The organism is Acinetobacter sp. N1-1, from assembly GCF_056711485.1.
Window position 1 is genome coordinate 1,090,814 of the sequence record NZ_JBWXUO010000012.1, and the last position, 13,366, is coordinate 1,104,179.

The 13,366-nt window shown below is 38.7% G+C and carries 20 protein-coding genes and 1 other RNA gene; 3 read left to right on the top strand and 18 right to left on the bottom strand.

Features of this window, described 5'->3' with window-relative positions; translation table 11 throughout:
• Window positions 1-12 precede the first annotated feature (12 nt).
• Complete coding sequence (locus AC1MPL_RS05445) at window positions 13-1,335, bottom strand: phage head morphogenesis protein (protein ID WP_479764818.1); 1,323 nt, start codon at window positions 1,333-1,335, stop codon at window positions 13-15.
• Window positions 1,332-2,894, bottom strand: a complete 1,563-nt coding sequence (locus AC1MPL_RS05450) for a DUF935 domain-containing protein (RefSeq protein WP_479764819.1) — start codon at window positions 2,892-2,894, stop codon at window positions 1,332-1,334. The genes AC1MPL_RS05445 and AC1MPL_RS05450 overlap by 4 nt, the downstream gene beginning before the upstream one ends.
• Before the next feature lie 421 nt (window positions 2,895-3,315).
• Between AC1MPL_RS05450 and AC1MPL_RS05455 the strand changes: the two genes are divergently transcribed.
• Window positions 3,316-4,179, top strand: coding sequence for an IS982 family transposase (locus AC1MPL_RS05455; protein ID WP_479764820.1), 864 nt, complete (start codon window positions 3,316-3,318; stop codon window positions 4,177-4,179).
• A gap of 8 nt (window positions 4,180-4,187) precedes the next feature.
• On the opposite strand, the gene AC1MPL_RS05460 is transcribed toward AC1MPL_RS05455, so the two are convergent.
• Both AC1MPL_RS05460 and AC1MPL_RS05465 read right to left on the bottom strand, forming a co-directional pair.
• Window positions 4,188-4,457: a hypothetical protein gene (locus AC1MPL_RS05460; RefSeq protein ID WP_479764821.1), complete on the bottom strand. Its 270-nt coding sequence runs from the start codon at window positions 4,455-4,457 to the stop codon at window positions 4,188-4,190.
• Between the two features lie 102 nt (window positions 4,458-4,559).
• Window positions 4,560-5,108: a hypothetical protein gene (locus tag AC1MPL_RS05465; protein WP_479764822.1), complete on the bottom strand. Its 549-nt coding sequence runs from the start codon at window positions 5,106-5,108 to the stop codon at window positions 4,560-4,562.
• Window positions 5,109-5,165: 57 nt separating this feature from the next.
• Between AC1MPL_RS05465 and AC1MPL_RS05470 the strand changes: the two genes are divergently transcribed.
• Entirely contained in the window at window positions 5,166-5,819 is a 654-nt protein-coding gene (locus AC1MPL_RS05470; RefSeq protein ID WP_479764823.1) for a hypothetical protein, read from the top strand.
• Here AC1MPL_RS05470 and AC1MPL_RS05475 read toward each other — a convergent pair whose 3' ends face one another.
• The 6 genes from AC1MPL_RS05475 to AC1MPL_RS05500 are packed head-to-tail and all read right to left on the bottom strand — an operon-like array spanning window position 5,820 to window position 9,331.
• Entirely contained in the window at window positions 5,820-7,355 is a 1,536-nt protein-coding gene (locus tag AC1MPL_RS05475; RefSeq protein ID WP_479764824.1) for a hypothetical protein, read from the bottom strand.
• Window positions 7,355-7,900 (bottom strand): DUF3486 family protein, encoded by a 546-nt coding sequence (locus AC1MPL_RS05480; protein ID WP_195772025.1) that lies wholly within the window; start codon window positions 7,898-7,900, stop codon window positions 7,355-7,357. The genes AC1MPL_RS05475 and AC1MPL_RS05480 overlap by 1 nt, the downstream gene beginning before the upstream one ends.
• Window positions 7,901-7,903: 3 nt before the next feature.
• Window positions 7,904-8,212, bottom strand: a complete 309-nt coding sequence (locus tag AC1MPL_RS05485; protein WP_195772026.1) for a hypothetical protein — start codon at window positions 8,210-8,212, stop codon at window positions 7,904-7,906.
• On the bottom strand, window positions 8,209-8,553 hold the full coding sequence (locus tag AC1MPL_RS05490; RefSeq protein ID WP_195772027.1) for a hypothetical protein: 345 nt from the start codon (window positions 8,551-8,553) through the stop codon (window positions 8,209-8,211). Before AC1MPL_RS05490 ends, AC1MPL_RS05485 begins: the two co-directional genes overlap by 4 nt.
• On the bottom strand, window positions 8,550-8,834 hold the full coding sequence (locus tag AC1MPL_RS05495) for a DUF7940 domain-containing protein (protein ID WP_195772028.1): 285 nt from the start codon (window positions 8,832-8,834) through the stop codon (window positions 8,550-8,552). Before AC1MPL_RS05495 ends, AC1MPL_RS05490 begins: the two co-directional genes overlap by 4 nt.
• On the bottom strand, window positions 8,831-9,331 hold the full coding sequence (locus AC1MPL_RS05500; protein WP_479764825.1) for a glycoside hydrolase family 108 protein: 501 nt from the start codon (window positions 9,329-9,331) through the stop codon (window positions 8,831-8,833). The genes AC1MPL_RS05495 and AC1MPL_RS05500 overlap by 4 nt, the downstream gene beginning before the upstream one ends.
• A 170-nt stretch (window positions 9,332-9,501) precedes the next feature.
• On the opposite strand from AC1MPL_RS05500, the gene AC1MPL_RS05505 reads away from it, so the two are divergent.
• Window positions 9,502-9,747: a hypothetical protein gene (locus AC1MPL_RS05505; protein WP_479764826.1), complete on the top strand. Its 246-nt coding sequence runs from the start codon at window positions 9,502-9,504 to the stop codon at window positions 9,745-9,747.
• Between the two features lie 79 nt (window positions 9,748-9,826).
• On the opposite strand, the gene AC1MPL_RS05510 is transcribed toward AC1MPL_RS05505, so the two are convergent.
• The 8 genes from AC1MPL_RS05510 to AC1MPL_RS05545 form a co-directional block, all read right to left on the bottom strand.
• Window positions 9,827-10,255, bottom strand: coding sequence for a Mor transcription activator family protein (locus AC1MPL_RS05510; RefSeq protein WP_479764827.1), 429 nt, complete (start codon window positions 10,253-10,255; stop codon window positions 9,827-9,829).
• Window positions 10,224-10,652: a gp16 family protein gene (locus AC1MPL_RS05515; RefSeq protein WP_479764828.1), complete on the bottom strand. Its 429-nt coding sequence runs from the start codon at window positions 10,650-10,652 to the stop codon at window positions 10,224-10,226. The genes AC1MPL_RS05510 and AC1MPL_RS05515 overlap by 32 nt, the downstream gene beginning before the upstream one ends.
• Window positions 10,633-10,848 (bottom strand): hypothetical protein, encoded by a 216-nt coding sequence (locus AC1MPL_RS05520; RefSeq protein ID WP_479764829.1) that lies wholly within the window; start codon window positions 10,846-10,848, stop codon window positions 10,633-10,635. The genes AC1MPL_RS05515 and AC1MPL_RS05520 overlap by 20 nt, the downstream gene beginning before the upstream one ends.
• A gap of 5 nt (window positions 10,849-10,853) precedes the next feature.
• Window positions 10,854-10,930, bottom strand: an RNA gene (locus tag AC1MPL_RS05525) — hammerhead ribozyme type II.
• Window positions 10,929-11,201, bottom strand: coding sequence for an HU family DNA-binding protein (locus AC1MPL_RS05530; RefSeq protein WP_195772033.1), 273 nt, complete (start codon window positions 11,199-11,201; stop codon window positions 10,929-10,931). The genes AC1MPL_RS05525 and AC1MPL_RS05530 overlap by 2 nt, the downstream gene beginning before the upstream one ends.
• A gap of 16 nt (window positions 11,202-11,217) precedes the next feature.
• The gene (locus tag AC1MPL_RS05535) at window positions 11,218-11,835 is read right to left on the bottom strand and encodes a DUF3164 family protein (RefSeq protein WP_479764830.1); all 618 of its coding nucleotides are present in this window, start codon (window positions 11,833-11,835) and stop codon (window positions 11,218-11,220) included.
• Between the two features lie 4 nt (window positions 11,836-11,839).
• Window positions 11,840-12,043 carry a TraR/DksA C4-type zinc finger protein gene (locus tag AC1MPL_RS05540; protein WP_195772035.1) on the bottom strand — a complete coding sequence of 68 codons (204 nt, stop codon included), beginning with the start codon at window positions 12,041-12,043 and terminating at the stop codon, window positions 11,840-11,842.
• Window positions 12,044-12,199: 156 nt separating this feature from the next.
• Window positions 12,200-13,365 (bottom strand): IS3 family transposase gene (locus AC1MPL_RS05545; protein WP_479764079.1). Its coding sequence is split into 2 segments (ribosomal slippage): window positions 12,200-13,107 and window positions 13,107-13,365, totalling 1,167 coding nucleotides; the frame shifts between segments, so codons are not numbered across the junction.
• Between the last annotated feature and the right edge of the window lies 1 nt (window position 13,366).

Below are 13,366 nucleotides of genomic sequence, written 5' to 3' on the forward strand. Positions count from 1 at the left end.
GACAAGGCTTATTTATCTAATTTTCTCAAGTAATCCAGACTTGACATTCCCATTTATAGATTCAGTCGATACTTTAAAAATACTTACAATTTCCATCACACCATTTTGTGGGCGTATAGACAGCTTCAACACACTACTTTCTGCATGTTTTTCTAATACAGGTACTATCAACAGTACGCTGTCATTTTTTATATCCCATACCACCTGTTGCACATCTTTGATCAGTAACGGTAGTTGTCGCCATTCTTCCAATGTCGGTGCATTGCCCGCATCTTCATGCCTTTGGGCTTTTTTACCCACCATCAAATGGTCACTAATCGTTAGTATGGGGCTTTCAACTGCTTGATTCTTGGCTGTTAAAAACTCAATATCTGTATTTTGTAATACGCCAACCGTACTGGTTTGCCGTTGTGTGCGACCAAAACTCATCGCATTATCCACAAATGCTTGATGGGCTTTTAGACGGGTCGGGGCTGTTAAAATATCTTCAACTTGTTTGAGTCCACCTGTATTGCCAATCAGTTTTGTTGCCCGATCTGTGAGAACCTTATCTATTAAATAGCTTGTTGCAGGTGAACCATTGAAGCCCGCAGCAGGGGCAAAGGTGAGTGTGCCGTCTTTGGTGGGGATATTAAACTGAGTACGTTTTACAGTAACATCTGCACCTGTTTGTCGATCTGTACCTACACGTTCATAAATCTCGGTGCTGTGACCTTCGCTATCTAAAATATCTTTGCCTTCAACTTCACTGGCTGAACGTGCAATGACACGACACTTACAACCCCACTCAGATGGTGGATAAGCGACTGACCAAAATCCATCATCAAAACGAAAGATACAGCCATTTAATGCTAAATGTTGTTTACGTGGGTTCTTAATGGTGATGTGCCGCCATTCCCAATAGGGTCGGGTATCGGTTGAGGCGAGCATTGCTTTATAGCGTCCTGCACTAAAGGCACTTTGCATATTGGTGTCATAAATTGTACGTAAGCGTCGAGGGCTACCCAGTTGTACTTCTTGGTCTTTGCCTTCAGGGTTTTTAACCACCTTTTTACCCCACCAACCTTTGTCTTGTAGGGTAGGCGTTAGATTGTCTTTCCACTTCTCAAAACTTTGTCCAGTTTCTAACGCTGTAATCAATGATTTTCTAATGTCTTGCAGTACATCGATACGAGCGACTTTGGCGACTGTAAAGGCACGGCTATGGGCATCATCTAGAGTTTCATGCCAATCCCAACCCAATTTAAAGCCCTTCTTTTTGAGGTAATCAATGGCATCGGTAGGTGGTAAGTCAAATAAAGCATTCAGTTCTGGGCGTTGTGGAATATTGCTCATGTTTCGGCTTCCACACTTAAACGGCCTAACATTTCACAAGCAAAAATCAGTTGGGTCAGGCGCTCTTGTAATGCAGGTTCATCATCTGTCGGATATAAGTCAGAAAGTAGCTGTAAAACTTCATCTTCATTATTTTGATTTTTAATTTTTTCAATGAGTGTACTTAACCATTGTTCACTAATCGTTTGGCTTTCATCTACTTGTTGGTTCAACAAAAGCTGCATGGCTTGGTCTTCAAGCGGAATTTGTGCGCTATTGGATGCCACTAAATGGTTAATAAGCTGTGGTTGATAACGGTTGGCAGCAAGGTTAGGCGTTACAGGTGAACGTTGTAAAATTGCTGTTTTATCATCTTCAGGCTCAGGAATACCGAGTTTTTGATGCACCCATGATGTTGGAATTTTTACACCAACATCGACCAATGCGGGAATAGATTTACTAAACTTTTCTAAATCTTCAGTGTCTGTGGTATCAAAATAAAACTTAGGGTAGCGGTCAGGTGTAATGTTTGGATAGTTTAAACGCATTAAATAGCTAACAAGGCTATCATTGATTGAACGTGCAAGCTGAAGCGCATCTGATTTCTTGATGGTATCAAATTGTACTTCATGCGTTTTACTCTGTGCATGTGTACTGGTTTTACCATCGGCTTGGCTGAGTAACGTACCGCCAACAATAACTTTGGAGGCAGTTTTCTCACACCAATCAATCAAGCTAAAGTGGTTTTTAGTATCGCCATTGGCTGAACTTTCAAAATCAATTTTCATGCCTTGCGGGATGATGCCGCCAGCATTACGACCAATGCTCATCACAGCACGGGCAAGGGTCATTTTCTCATCTTGGGTTGCACCGCTTGGATATTGCCCAATACGAATGGGTAAGCCATATATTTCTAGGAACTCCATGACATCACGTGTGCCATAGTTTTTAAATAGAAAAGGCCATGCCAAAATACGGTTTAGACCTGAACGTGCAATGTAGCCCGACTTGGCTTTGTGGTAGTGAACGAACCAACCAAAGTCATTAAATTCACAGCCCATCATTGAGCCATCATTAATGCGTAATGTGTTGGGTTGATCGTATGGTGTTAAGAAGTGGCGAGGGTTAATATGCTCAAAGCTTTTTGGTAGCCATAAGTTACCAAGTTGTTGCCATTCAATTTCTTGGCAACTATAGCCATGACCGACTGCATCCATTGCATCGAATAAGAACATTTCAAAGTTCTCAATGTCATCAATCCATTCACGGACTTCTTCAGCAATTTTTCGTTCTTGGTCTGTTGAGTTTTTAGGTGGATGCATACCCCATGGTAAGCTATTCACAGCTTTAATACGTTTGTCCATTTCACTAAAGATATGGCCGTCACGCTCAACCATGTCTGCCCATAAGTCGGCTTGTGTGGCAAGGTGACCTTGTTCACCTTCGGTGAGCATTTTATGCAGTTTGGCAGGTGTTAAACCGATGACAGGGTGCTCTTGCCATTGGTTGGCTAAGAATGTAATCCCTGCGGTCTGATTACTTTCTAACGCTTGTCGGTCAGACTTATTTTTTTTAGCCATAAAAATTAAGCACAATATAAAATTGTGCTTAATGTGAATCAGATATGTTTTTTGTTCAGCGGGAATGGATTCCTGAAGGTACTTTAATTTCCCGTTCAGGTCGTTTATTAATATACTCTAAGAAGATGACTAGACCAGTTGTAATAAATAGGGAAAGAAAACCGTAGAATAGAAATGAAATTACTTGAAAATTTAAATTGCTGTATTCACATATAATATATAAAGCCGAGAACCCAAGTAAGAAGCTAGCTATAAGACGGTAAATGCTTATAACTGTATTGAAATATATACTAGATATTTTATAGAAAATAGTATTATATTTAACCCGAATCACGGATAAGCGAAGCTAAAGAATTATAAAAAAATAGAAGATTGCCTTACTTTATTGAGTTTCTAGACACAAGTAAGCAGACAACCTTCTATGTACGATTATACGGAACTATTTTGCTTGATCGATGACTTTTGTATTCAATTTAAGCCTATTTATTTTGAAGCCTTGAAAGAATCTGGAGTAAGACAACGTTCTCGTCAAGCACTATTAGAGCTATCAGAAGTCATTTTTTTAGCTGTATGGTCACACCTCAGTGGATTTAAAACATTTAAGCAATTCATTGTCTTTATTCAACTTTACCATCGCAAAGCATTTAAATATCTACCTTGCTATGCTCGTATTAATGCACTCATCAATCAATATGCAGATGCCATCATTGCATTCTTTGAAGCGATTCGAGGGAAAGCTAAAAAAGATCACATTCACTTCATGGATTCAACGCCATTACGGGTTTGTAAAAATATGAGAATTTCAAGACATAGAACCTTTAAGGAAAAAGCCAGTCGAGGAAAATCTTCTACGGGATGGTTCTATGGGTTTAAACTACATCTTATGGTCAACCGTGCTTGTGAGATTGTATCTGCTTTAGTGACCACGGGGAAAAGGGCTGATATCCAAGTGGCCTATCCATTATTCAATATGAGTAAATTTCAGGGTAAATTATTTGCAGATCGAGGATATATTTCTAAATTCCATCAGCAATTCTTTGAAAAACAAGGCTGTGAGCTGATTACACGAACAAGATCAAATATGGATGCACCTCCTTTACGTAAAGAAGATGAGCATTATATGTGTCAAAGAAACTTGCTTGAAACAGTGAATGGGCAGCTCAAAGAAAGCTTTGGATTAGAAAACTCTCGTCATCGTTCATGGCGAGGGTATATTGCTCATATTTATGCGACTTTGATTGCTTATCAATGTACTGCGACTAAACCTAAAGTTCAGGACTTATAAATAATTTCTTATCCGTGATTCGGGTTATATTTAGTATGAAAATAACGATTTAAAATAAAGAATATTATACCCAATACTAAAGACGTTCCTAGATAGTAAAGATTTAGAGAATCGGTCTTTATTTGTTTGCCAAAACTCTTTGCAGCTTCATTGATGCCATTTTCACCTTTAAAATAATAAGTTAAAAACAGCCCAATAAAGGAAATCATTACATTGGCAGTTAACTCCACGACAATCAGTTCTTTTATGTGATCACCTAAGTTTTTCCTTTTCTGCATATTTAAAATAGCTCAATTTATATAATAAATATATTTATATAATAATATGTATAAAACTAGAATAGCCAAGCGACATAATGTGTCGCTTGGATTTGATGGAGCTTAACTTTCATCATATTCTTTTTCTACTGTGGCATAGGGTAGACTTAGCAATCTAGAACATTCAGTTTTTGAGCGTTCAAAGTTACCCTGATGATCTCGATACATTCGTCTATTAATCGCACTATCTTCTTTTAAACGCATAAGCATAACCGATGCTAAATTTCCTACATCACCAAACATTTCTTCACAGCGTCCGTAAGGAAAAGCCATTTCATCATTTGGAAACATAGAGTCATGGGAGGTCATTACATAACGATCAAGTGTGCTTATCTCTTTTAGTTTAAATGCATCATCAATGAATGCTTTTTCATTTAATGCGTTGTCATAAGTTTTTTGGGCAGCTTGTTTGGCTTGTTCAGGTGTCAAATTATTCGTTGCAGGAGCTAGTGCAGGGTTTGCTTTAATTAGTTCTTCTTTTGCTTTAGCTAACTCAATTTCAGTTGGTTCTTTGATTGTGCTTATTTGTTGAGACTGTATAGGCTTTTCATGTTTTGAACATCCAGTCATTAAAGCAATACTTAAATATAAACTGAGTAAAATTTTATTCATATGATAAATTTGATCCATGTATAATTTTTGACATTATATTTTATAGATAAATAAACTATGAAGAAAATTATTCCATGGATTGTTACAGCAATATGGGTTATCGCCGTTATAGTTGTACCATTTTTCTGTTTAACCGATAAGTTGCCATCTCATTTAAATGAATGGGGAGATTATTTAGCAGGTGCATTTTCACCGCTTGCATTTTTTTGGTTGATTATGGGGTATTTGCAACAGGGGAAAGAGTTACAGCAAAATACCAACGCGTTAGAACTACAAGCTCAAGAGTTACAGAATAGTGTTGAAGAACAAAGAAATAGTATTATAGAGCAACAAAATAGTGTGAAACAGCAAGAAGCACAAGTTCATCTGTTACAGAAGCAATTACAAAAAAATTTAGAATGGCAAGAGATTCAAATGAATCAAAGAGAGCCTCATTTTATTCTTGAGATGATAGATGATCAAAATATAGCAATTAAAAACTTAGGAGGAGAAGCAAGAAAGGTCATGGTTTTCAATAGAGTACTCAATAATGGAGAACCATTGAAATGTGGGGAAACTACGATTTATACACATCCTCATAAAATACCTACGGTAATTATTACCAAGTTTGTTAACTATCTTAATTTAGAATATTCAGCCAATTATAATTTAATAAATGATGTCAATGGAGTTAGAGTGGAAAATAGAATAATAAGATCTTTAGTCAGATAATCAAAAACACCCTACCTCACGAAATACCCCCTCAATCACATCATCTTTCTCTAACTTGCTAGGCTCAAAAAACTCAATCGGTGCGGTTGGGTTTTTACTTGCATAGTCAGCGAGTAGGTGAGCAATCGCACTATCGCCATGACGGTCTTTATTATTTGTATTGGTTTTACCTTGCGCGGGAATACGTGCCACACCATTGACCATCACAAAAGCTCTATGATCCTCAATCACATCTAGATCGGCAGGCATATTCTCAATATCACCATCCTCTAAAGATGCTTTAAAGTGAGGTGTATGATCTCGATACCACGTTTCTGTCAGCATGACAGCTTCAACCCGTTCACCATAGCGTACCTGCATCGCTTCAGCTAAAAAGCCACCATTACCACCCGCATCATGTGCAGCCTTACTAAAGTTTGGAAGTTGTGCCACCATTAGCTCTAAAAACTTCTCTTGTTGCTTGTAGGGTACTCTGAACATTTCAAATAAAAAGGGAATACGCTTTTTAGTATTTTGCTGTTCGATCAATGGCCAAAAAGAGCAGGCATTACGTTTACGTGCAAAGTCTAGACCATAAAAGCTTTTGGCTTTCACTGGTATCGCATCAAGTAATGGCTTTAGGTGTTCATCGAAATAGTCTTCAACATCCGCATTACGAGCTTCTTCACTCACTTTGTCAAAATCATCCCAACCTTTGGGTGCTTCAAAGCGAATCACAGGTACAGTAGTATCTTTGCGGTTCTCCAGTAAAGAATGAGGTAACCAACGACCGCCACCTTTACTTGGTATTACATCCAACTCCTCATCTGAAGCACTGCCGTAAAAGTCGTAAACTTCCTGTACCCATTCGGTTTCTTTCTCTTTACAGTATGGTTCACCTTTACGCATACACACACGTTTATATAAACCTTGTTCTACGGCTTCTTTAAAACTTGTACGGTGTAGTGAGCCTTTACGTTTACCTGCACGTATCTGATTAATTAGTTCGTTAAAGGGATTGTCTTCACCATCATGCGTGCTAATTACACGCACACAGCCACCCCAAATTAATAGAGCAAGGGCAGCTTTTAACAGTTCATCTAACGACTCATGGAATGCAGCTTCATCTAAAATGACACGTCCTTGTCGTCCACGTAAGTTCGATGGGCGACTGGTCAAGGCCTCAATACGGTAGCCCGACTTAGGAAAACGAATAATATAGGTTTGAATATGTTTGTCACCATCTTCCCAAATACCTTCCTCAACCGCATCGGCTGCAAGTCCATAGGCTCTTGCCCACATCGCACAGGCTTGAATAAACTCAACTGTCATATCTTTGTTATAGCCAAGATAATAAGTATTTTGTCCACCTGCTTTTTGGTCACTCGCAGACTCAAGTGCCGCATCGGCAGCTTCTGCCCATGTGAGTCCAATCCGTCGTGACTTCTCGCCAATCTTGAGCGGACTACGATCTGCAATCCATGCTTGTTGGTAAGGCAACAATACCGCAGGCACGTCACTATTAAAGTCGGGTTTGGGAAAAGGGGAATGGGTCATTAGTCGGCAATTCCTAAAATTTGTTTTCTAATTTCTGTTGCTGTTTCATTCGACAGCCCACCTTTTTTAGCAATCTTCTCAACTGCTTTAGCTGCTTTTTCAACTTTGTCTTGAACTTCCATTTGCCACTTTTTCTGATTTACTGAGGCTTTGGTAATCTCAGCAATACCCTTACTACAACTTGCAATGAGTGCCAATCGTTTTGCAGGATCGGCATTTTCTTCATTGGCTTGTTGCAAAGAAATCAGTGCATTAAAAAGCTCTGTTTGTACCAATGATAAGACAGCGGCAGAGCGTTGGTCGCCATCATCAGGTGCGGCATCGGCAATAAGAAGTGCCGCTTGCGTACTGGCTTGTACGGCTGCAAGCTTCTGTTCTAGCTTTTGCCCATAGCGATGTACGCTAGATTTACTAATGTTATAGCCACGTTGTTGCAACACATGGGCTATTTCTTCATAGCCACAAAAGCCTTTATCTCTAAACCATGTGTTTAACCATTGCTTATCTTCTTCATCAAGCAAGTCAACCGCAGATTCTCTTGCCATGTGCTAGTTCCAGTACTTCGTTGGGCGAGCAATTCCCGCAGGGCAATGCACTGTATAGTCGACAACATCCACACCATTACTGTTGAGCTTTGCATGCCAATGCCCATCAGGTTTTTTATCAATATCTACAAGCGCACGATCTTTTAAGTATTCAAGTTCGCTATGTAGCTCTGTTGGCGTACAATCTTCATAAAGCGATTGAACCACAGTTAAAAGCAATTGATCTTGTGCGCCTATTGGACGTGCTTTATTCAGGGCATTGAGTAGATTCCAACGCAAGTTTTCACGTCGTGCTTTAATAATATCTGTCATTTCTTTTGTACCTGTTCTTTATGGACATTGAGAAGTTGAGTGGCCACCGCATCAAGCTTTGCTTCAATAATTGTTTGCCCACGAATGTAATCATCACGTCCAACATAGTTTTGCGGTACTTCAGCTTTGAAATGTAGAAACTGCCGCTCTAAATTGCGAATTTCATCTTGTGCTTTAAGTGCTTGTTTACCGATTTCTTCAATCTTCTGATTAGTCACATTAAAGTTTTGCGTTAGATTATGCTCGGCACGAGTTAGAAAATGTTTAACTGCACCAACGAGTGTGCCAATCAAAGCACCAAGCAATGAAATGATCTGCCATGTTTCGAGCTGTATGATCATTCCACCACCTTTGTTTTGGTTTGGTTGATGAAACGAGTAATCGTGCCAATCATTGCAAGTGCTGCAATTACTCTGTTTTGAGTTGCATCAGGCAATAGCTTTAAAACTTCTTGTGGAATGCCAAAAGTTGCAATGTAACAAATTAAGCCAAATGCCCAATTAGAAAACCATAGCCAACCTTTACGCCAGTTGTTGACAAGCTTTTGAGGTTTAGTTGCTGATACTTGTTCTGATGTATCGCTCGTTTCTTTCTTTTCTTCAGGTAGATCATTGTTACTCATACGGTATCAGTTGCTCCGTATCGTAAGTTTTGAGCAACACGACGTACCCAACCTTTACCAAATACGCCAAAAGTACTGAGCTTTGTGTAGAAATCTAAACGTTCAGCATTAAAAAGCGCGAGTACATCATTCAATGGTTTTGCTTTAATCGCATTAATGGTCATCAATCCGATGATGCCATCATCAGCAACACATACAGCACGTTGTAACATCCGAATAGCATTACCCGTACCATGATTCACAGCAGCATCAAACAGTTGATAACTGAGTTCACTTGGGTATTGGTCAGCTTGAATACGTTGCCAAAACGCAACGCGATAAATAGACTTAGCTTGCTCAATGCTCATATCTTTCATAGAGCCGTTATAGCCATTTGCTCTTGCTGTACTTACCGTAATGCCCCAAATTGTTTCCCCGCCTTGATCATTCGGGTTGTTTACATAGCCACCTTCATGACCTAAGGTACGCTCGAAAACTTCATCAAAACTAATTGTCATATAGGTTAATTAATATAAATAAAACCCATAGTGGAGGAAGTCGATTTGTTAAAAAATGGGAATCAATTCCATAGTAAAACTGTTTTAGGAAACTTACAAAAGATATAAAGAAAGGCACCAGTATTTAATATAGTTTTGGAAGTACCAAACATTAAAAAGGCTGTTGATATATGAGTATAGAAAATCTAAAAACTCAAATATTAGAGTTCTGCGATTCACTCTATCCTAACTCTGGAATAATAAATGATTTTGAGCCTAAGGGAGATTATACAGAGAATGATATGAAGCTAGCTCTGAAAGAGTTGCAGGATGATGGTCTTATAGTTGATGCTATTTACAAGTCTATTGATCAAGGTGTGAAAATAACTGGCCATTTAGAAATAACAAGTGATGGTCATAGACTACTCAAAAAGTAGTTTTATTGATTCATATATTTTTACACCCAGTTTTTAAATTGGGTGTACTATCACATTAAGTTTGATATTCATAAAGTAACTAAGCCTCAAATAAACTCAGTTGATCATCATCATTTTTTTGTTGTTCGACATCATGCATTTTGCGTTTAATTTCACGAATCCAACGCTCTGTAACTTTGTACTTTTTAGCAAGCTCTTTGTTGAGCTTAGGCTTACCACCGAGTTCTCTGAGTTCTTGTTTAATTCGTTCATCACGTAAATAGTTAATATAGCGGTCAGGCTTTGGAATGTAGACCATTTCGCCATTCCAAAATTGTGCAAGTTTTTTTAAGTTGTTGAAGCCGATGAATTCAGCCAATTCATGACTTTCAGTGACATTGGTTGAACGAGGGAATTTGTACTCTGAGCCACCAAATTCACTCGATAAAGCAAGTGCAGTACGGTAATCCGTAAGCTGAACAATGAGTCTGAGCGTCTCAGGAAGTTTGTTGATTGAACTGGGTTGCATGGCTGACTCGCTTTTTTTTGTACTCTAAAGCCGCAACTATACGATAAAGCTCATTTACACTGCAAAATTCTAACGCTTCTTTATTAAACATTTTTTTAGCTATTCCTTTTGCATAGTTCCAGTGTAGCTTCTGATCTGCAAGAATAGCTTCAATTTTATTGATAAGATTCTGCTTTGAAAAGGCGACATCAGGCTTTTGACCAAAATCTTTTTTAGTAAAGCCTAGATGCTCAAAATGTTTTAATACCTTAATCAATTGATCATCATTTAAATGTTTTGCAGAGCGTTCACCTGTTACTTGTTCTAGTAAGTCACGGTAAGTGTCATCATCTAAGCCCAGTGACTTTTTAGCCACATGAATAGTGGCAAGACGTTGGTTACGCGTTGGTTTTTTCATGATCCATGGCCTTAGATAATGCTGCTTGATTGATTTGATGCAATGCTCGGTCAAAACCACCATTGGCAATAAAGCAGTCCATTGGATTGTTTAGATTCAACATGTAATAATCTGTTTTACAGGTTGTACAAACAGTAAAACATTCAAACGTTAAACCACATTGATGACATTGAAAATGAAATGCTGTATGACTCATATTTTATCTCGCTGCTCGTCAGTACTTAGTCACGACACCAAGTAGACAAAAGCACGACCTGAGCCGTGCTTTTGTTTCGCTTAATTCACCGCGTCTTTTAGTCCTTTACCTGCTTTAAAGCTAGGTTGTTTACTGGCTTTAATTTCGAGTGGTTCACCTGTAGCAGGGTTACGGCCTGTACGTGCTGCACGCTCTTTAATACTAAATGTCCCAAAGCCTAAAATAGCCACGTCACCGCCTGTTTTTAATACTTCAGTAATACTGTCTTCAAAAGCATTTAATGCAGTACTTGCCTGAGTCTTTGTTAAGCCTGATTTTTCAGCAATCGCTTGAACAAGTTGTGTTTTATTCATAATGAATTTCCTTTATTTAAATGTTGGCAAAATCTAACGAAATCGGTTGATATTTGCCGTTATTATCTCGCTCATAAAAGCGAATATAATTCTTACTATCGGTGACCATAATACTGTCACTAATTGCTTGCATGGCTTTCTGCCAACGCTCATCTTGGATATCATGTCGACGCAAACTGAGTACACGCCCTGTCGATATTTTCCCTTCTTTATCTACTTGGAAAGCATCATTGACTAAAATTTTAATATAGCTATTAGAACCTTCCGACCATGATTGAATACAGTCATCAATCAATGCTTTAGCAGCAGCAAGACGCTCATCAAAACGAATGGAGTCCTGATTTTGACGCACAATTTTATACGTTCCATCAAAACTTAACAGAGTAACATTGCCTTTATTACCGCCAAGCTGAATGTCATATTGTTCTGCTGAAAGCTGAATAAAAGCAGCAACATCTGCAAAAGCTTTATGTTTAAAAGCTTGCATTTGTATTTGTAATACTTTGGCTTCTTCAATTAGGTCTTTAGTGAGAGCATCACGTTCTAGTTCAATGGGCTTAATTTGAGCTTCAGGAATCAAACGGCCTTTTGCATCTTGTTTGAAGCCGAAAGGGATATCTACAACTTGATTCATACTATTATCCTTTATTAGTGCGTTCAAAACGGCTTTGACATTCAATACAACGTGTAACTCCACCAAGCTTGCGACGTTGCTCAGGAATCGTGGAATCGCATTCAATACATTCAAGTAAGCTACTTGACTGAGAGTGACTTCTAGCTGCTAAGCTATGTGCCAAATTCTTCTCAATTACAGTGTTTGCAATATCTGCACAATCGGCCATTATTTATCTCCTTTATTACACTGTAATGTGCAACTTTGGCACGCACGCCAGTGACGCATTTCAATAGGGTTTTGTGTGGGTGCATTACGCTCTTTGTATTGCTTGCACTCACTATGATGTGTGCTGAATTATCAGGAGACTTTCACTTGGGAGATTTTAGGCAGCCAACTTGCAAAAGTCCTCTGCCATTTGATTTGGTGTCTTAAAATCCAAACCTTTTTGAATTCTTCGTTGATTATAAAATAACTCTATGTATTTTGTAATCTCCGCTTTGGCTTCTTCCCTCGTTTTATAGCTATGATGATGCACCAATTCGTTTTTGAGTATGCCCCAGAAGCTTTCAATCGGTGCATTATCGTAACAATCGCCACGCTTGCTCATTGAACCCTGAAAGCCACATTTTTCAAGTAAGTTTCGATATTCATGACCGCAATATTGGCTGCCTCTGTCTGAATGCACAATGAGGTCCTTAGTTGGTTTTTGATTGCGAATAGCCATATTCAATGCATCACAAACAAGCTTGGCTGTCATACGCTCATTTAAGCTGTAGCCAACCACTTGTTTCGTGTAAAGGTCTTTTACAGCTGCTAAGTACAACCAGCCTTCAGTTGTCCATATATACGTAATATCACTCGACCACGCTTGATTTGGTTTAATCATTGAGAATTGTTGTTCAAGCAAATTTGGATAGATCGCTCGGTTATGGTCACTGTTCGTTGTTCTTTTGAAACGCTTGTGGCGCTTACAATACAGCTGATTTAACTTTTTTATCTGACGAACGGCATAGGCACTAATTTTTACGCCCTGAGCCTGTAAATGCTTGGTTAAACGAATATAGCCATAGCTCTGTTTCGTTTCCTCATGTGCTATTTTGACCAAAATTGCTTGTTGATTTCGCTGAATTGATTGTTTACTCACACCTTGTTTTAGCCAATCATAAAAGCATGAAACTGATACGTGAAGTAAGCGAGCCATCAAAATAATAGGAAATAAGTGTCTTTGCGATTTCATATAGGCGTACCTTACTGACTTTCTTTGGCAAAGTACGCTGCTGCCTTTTTTAGAAATTCACGTTCCATTTCGGCTGTTTTAAGCTGCTGTTTAAGTTTTTTATTTTCTTCGAGTAAAGCATTTAGATCAGGTGAATACTGTTTTGTACCGGCTAAAGTCCCTGCCTTTGCCTTTGTATTCCAGTTCGAAAGGGTTTGCATGGAAATGCCGAGTTCTCTAGCTGTTTGGGATACATTGCCTTGATTGGCTTCTATTGCTTTGATCGCTTCAGCTTTAAATTCTGCCGTATACGTCTTGTGTTTCTTGCTCATG

What these genes read in the sequence shown, in the direction of transcription:
- AC1MPL_RS05445 (WP_479764818.1), bottom strand. Translation starts at nt 1,335, where the DNA reads ATGAGCAATATTCCACAACGCCCAGAACTGAATGCTTTATTTGACTTA.
- AC1MPL_RS05450 (WP_479764819.1), bottom strand. Translation starts at nt 2,894, where the DNA reads ATGGCTAAAAAAAATAAGTCTGACCGACAAGCGTTAGAAAGTAATCAG.
- AC1MPL_RS05455 (WP_479764820.1), top strand. Translation starts at nt 3,316, where the DNA reads ATGTACGATTATACGGAACTATTTTGCTTGATCGATGACTTTTGTATT.
- AC1MPL_RS05460 (WP_479764821.1), bottom strand. Translation starts at nt 4,457, where the DNA reads ATGCAGAAAAGGAAAAACTTAGGTGATCACATAAAAGAACTGATTGTC.
- AC1MPL_RS05465 (WP_479764822.1), bottom strand. Translation starts at nt 5,108, where the DNA reads ATGAATAAAATTTTACTCAGTTTATATTTAAGTATTGCTTTAATGACT.
- AC1MPL_RS05470 (WP_479764823.1), top strand. Translation starts at nt 5,166, where the DNA reads ATGAAGAAAATTATTCCATGGATTGTTACAGCAATATGGGTTATCGCC.
- AC1MPL_RS05475 (WP_479764824.1), bottom strand. Translation starts at nt 7,355, where the DNA reads ATGACCCATTCCCCTTTTCCCAAACCCGACTTTAATAGTGACGTGCCT.
- AC1MPL_RS05480 (WP_195772025.1), bottom strand. Translation starts at nt 7,900, where the DNA reads ATGGCAAGAGAATCTGCGGTTGACTTGCTTGATGAAGAAGATAAGCAA.
- AC1MPL_RS05485 (WP_195772026.1), bottom strand. Translation starts at nt 8,212, where the DNA reads ATGACAGATATTATTAAAGCACGACGTGAAAACTTGCGTTGGAATCTA.
- AC1MPL_RS05490 (WP_195772027.1), bottom strand. Translation starts at nt 8,553, where the DNA reads ATGATCATACAGCTCGAAACATGGCAGATCATTTCATTGCTTGGTGCT.
- AC1MPL_RS05495 (WP_195772028.1), bottom strand. Translation starts at nt 8,834, where the DNA reads ATGAGTAACAATGATCTACCTGAAGAAAAGAAAGAAACGAGCGATACA.
- AC1MPL_RS05500 (WP_479764825.1), bottom strand. Translation starts at nt 9,331, where the DNA reads ATGACAATTAGTTTTGATGAAGTTTTCGAGCGTACCTTAGGTCATGAA.
- AC1MPL_RS05505 (WP_479764826.1), top strand. Translation starts at nt 9,502, where the DNA reads ATGAGTATAGAAAATCTAAAAACTCAAATATTAGAGTTCTGCGATTCA.
- AC1MPL_RS05510 (WP_479764827.1), bottom strand. Translation starts at nt 10,255, where the DNA reads ATGCAACCCAGTTCAATCAACAAACTTCCTGAGACGCTCAGACTCATT.
- AC1MPL_RS05515 (WP_479764828.1), bottom strand. Translation starts at nt 10,652, where the DNA reads ATGAAAAAACCAACGCGTAACCAACGTCTTGCCACTATTCATGTGGCT.
- AC1MPL_RS05520 (WP_479764829.1), bottom strand. Translation starts at nt 10,848, where the DNA reads ATGAGTCATACAGCATTTCATTTTCAATGTCATCAATGTGGTTTAACG.
- AC1MPL_RS05530 (WP_195772033.1), bottom strand. Translation starts at nt 11,201, where the DNA reads ATGAATAAAACACAACTTGTTCAAGCGATTGCTGAAAAATCAGGCTTA.
- AC1MPL_RS05535 (WP_479764830.1), bottom strand. Translation starts at nt 11,835, where the DNA reads ATGAATCAAGTTGTAGATATCCCTTTCGGCTTCAAACAAGATGCAAAA.
- AC1MPL_RS05540 (WP_195772035.1), bottom strand. Translation starts at nt 12,043, where the DNA reads ATGGCCGATTGTGCAGATATTGCAAACACTGTAATTGAGAAGAATTTG.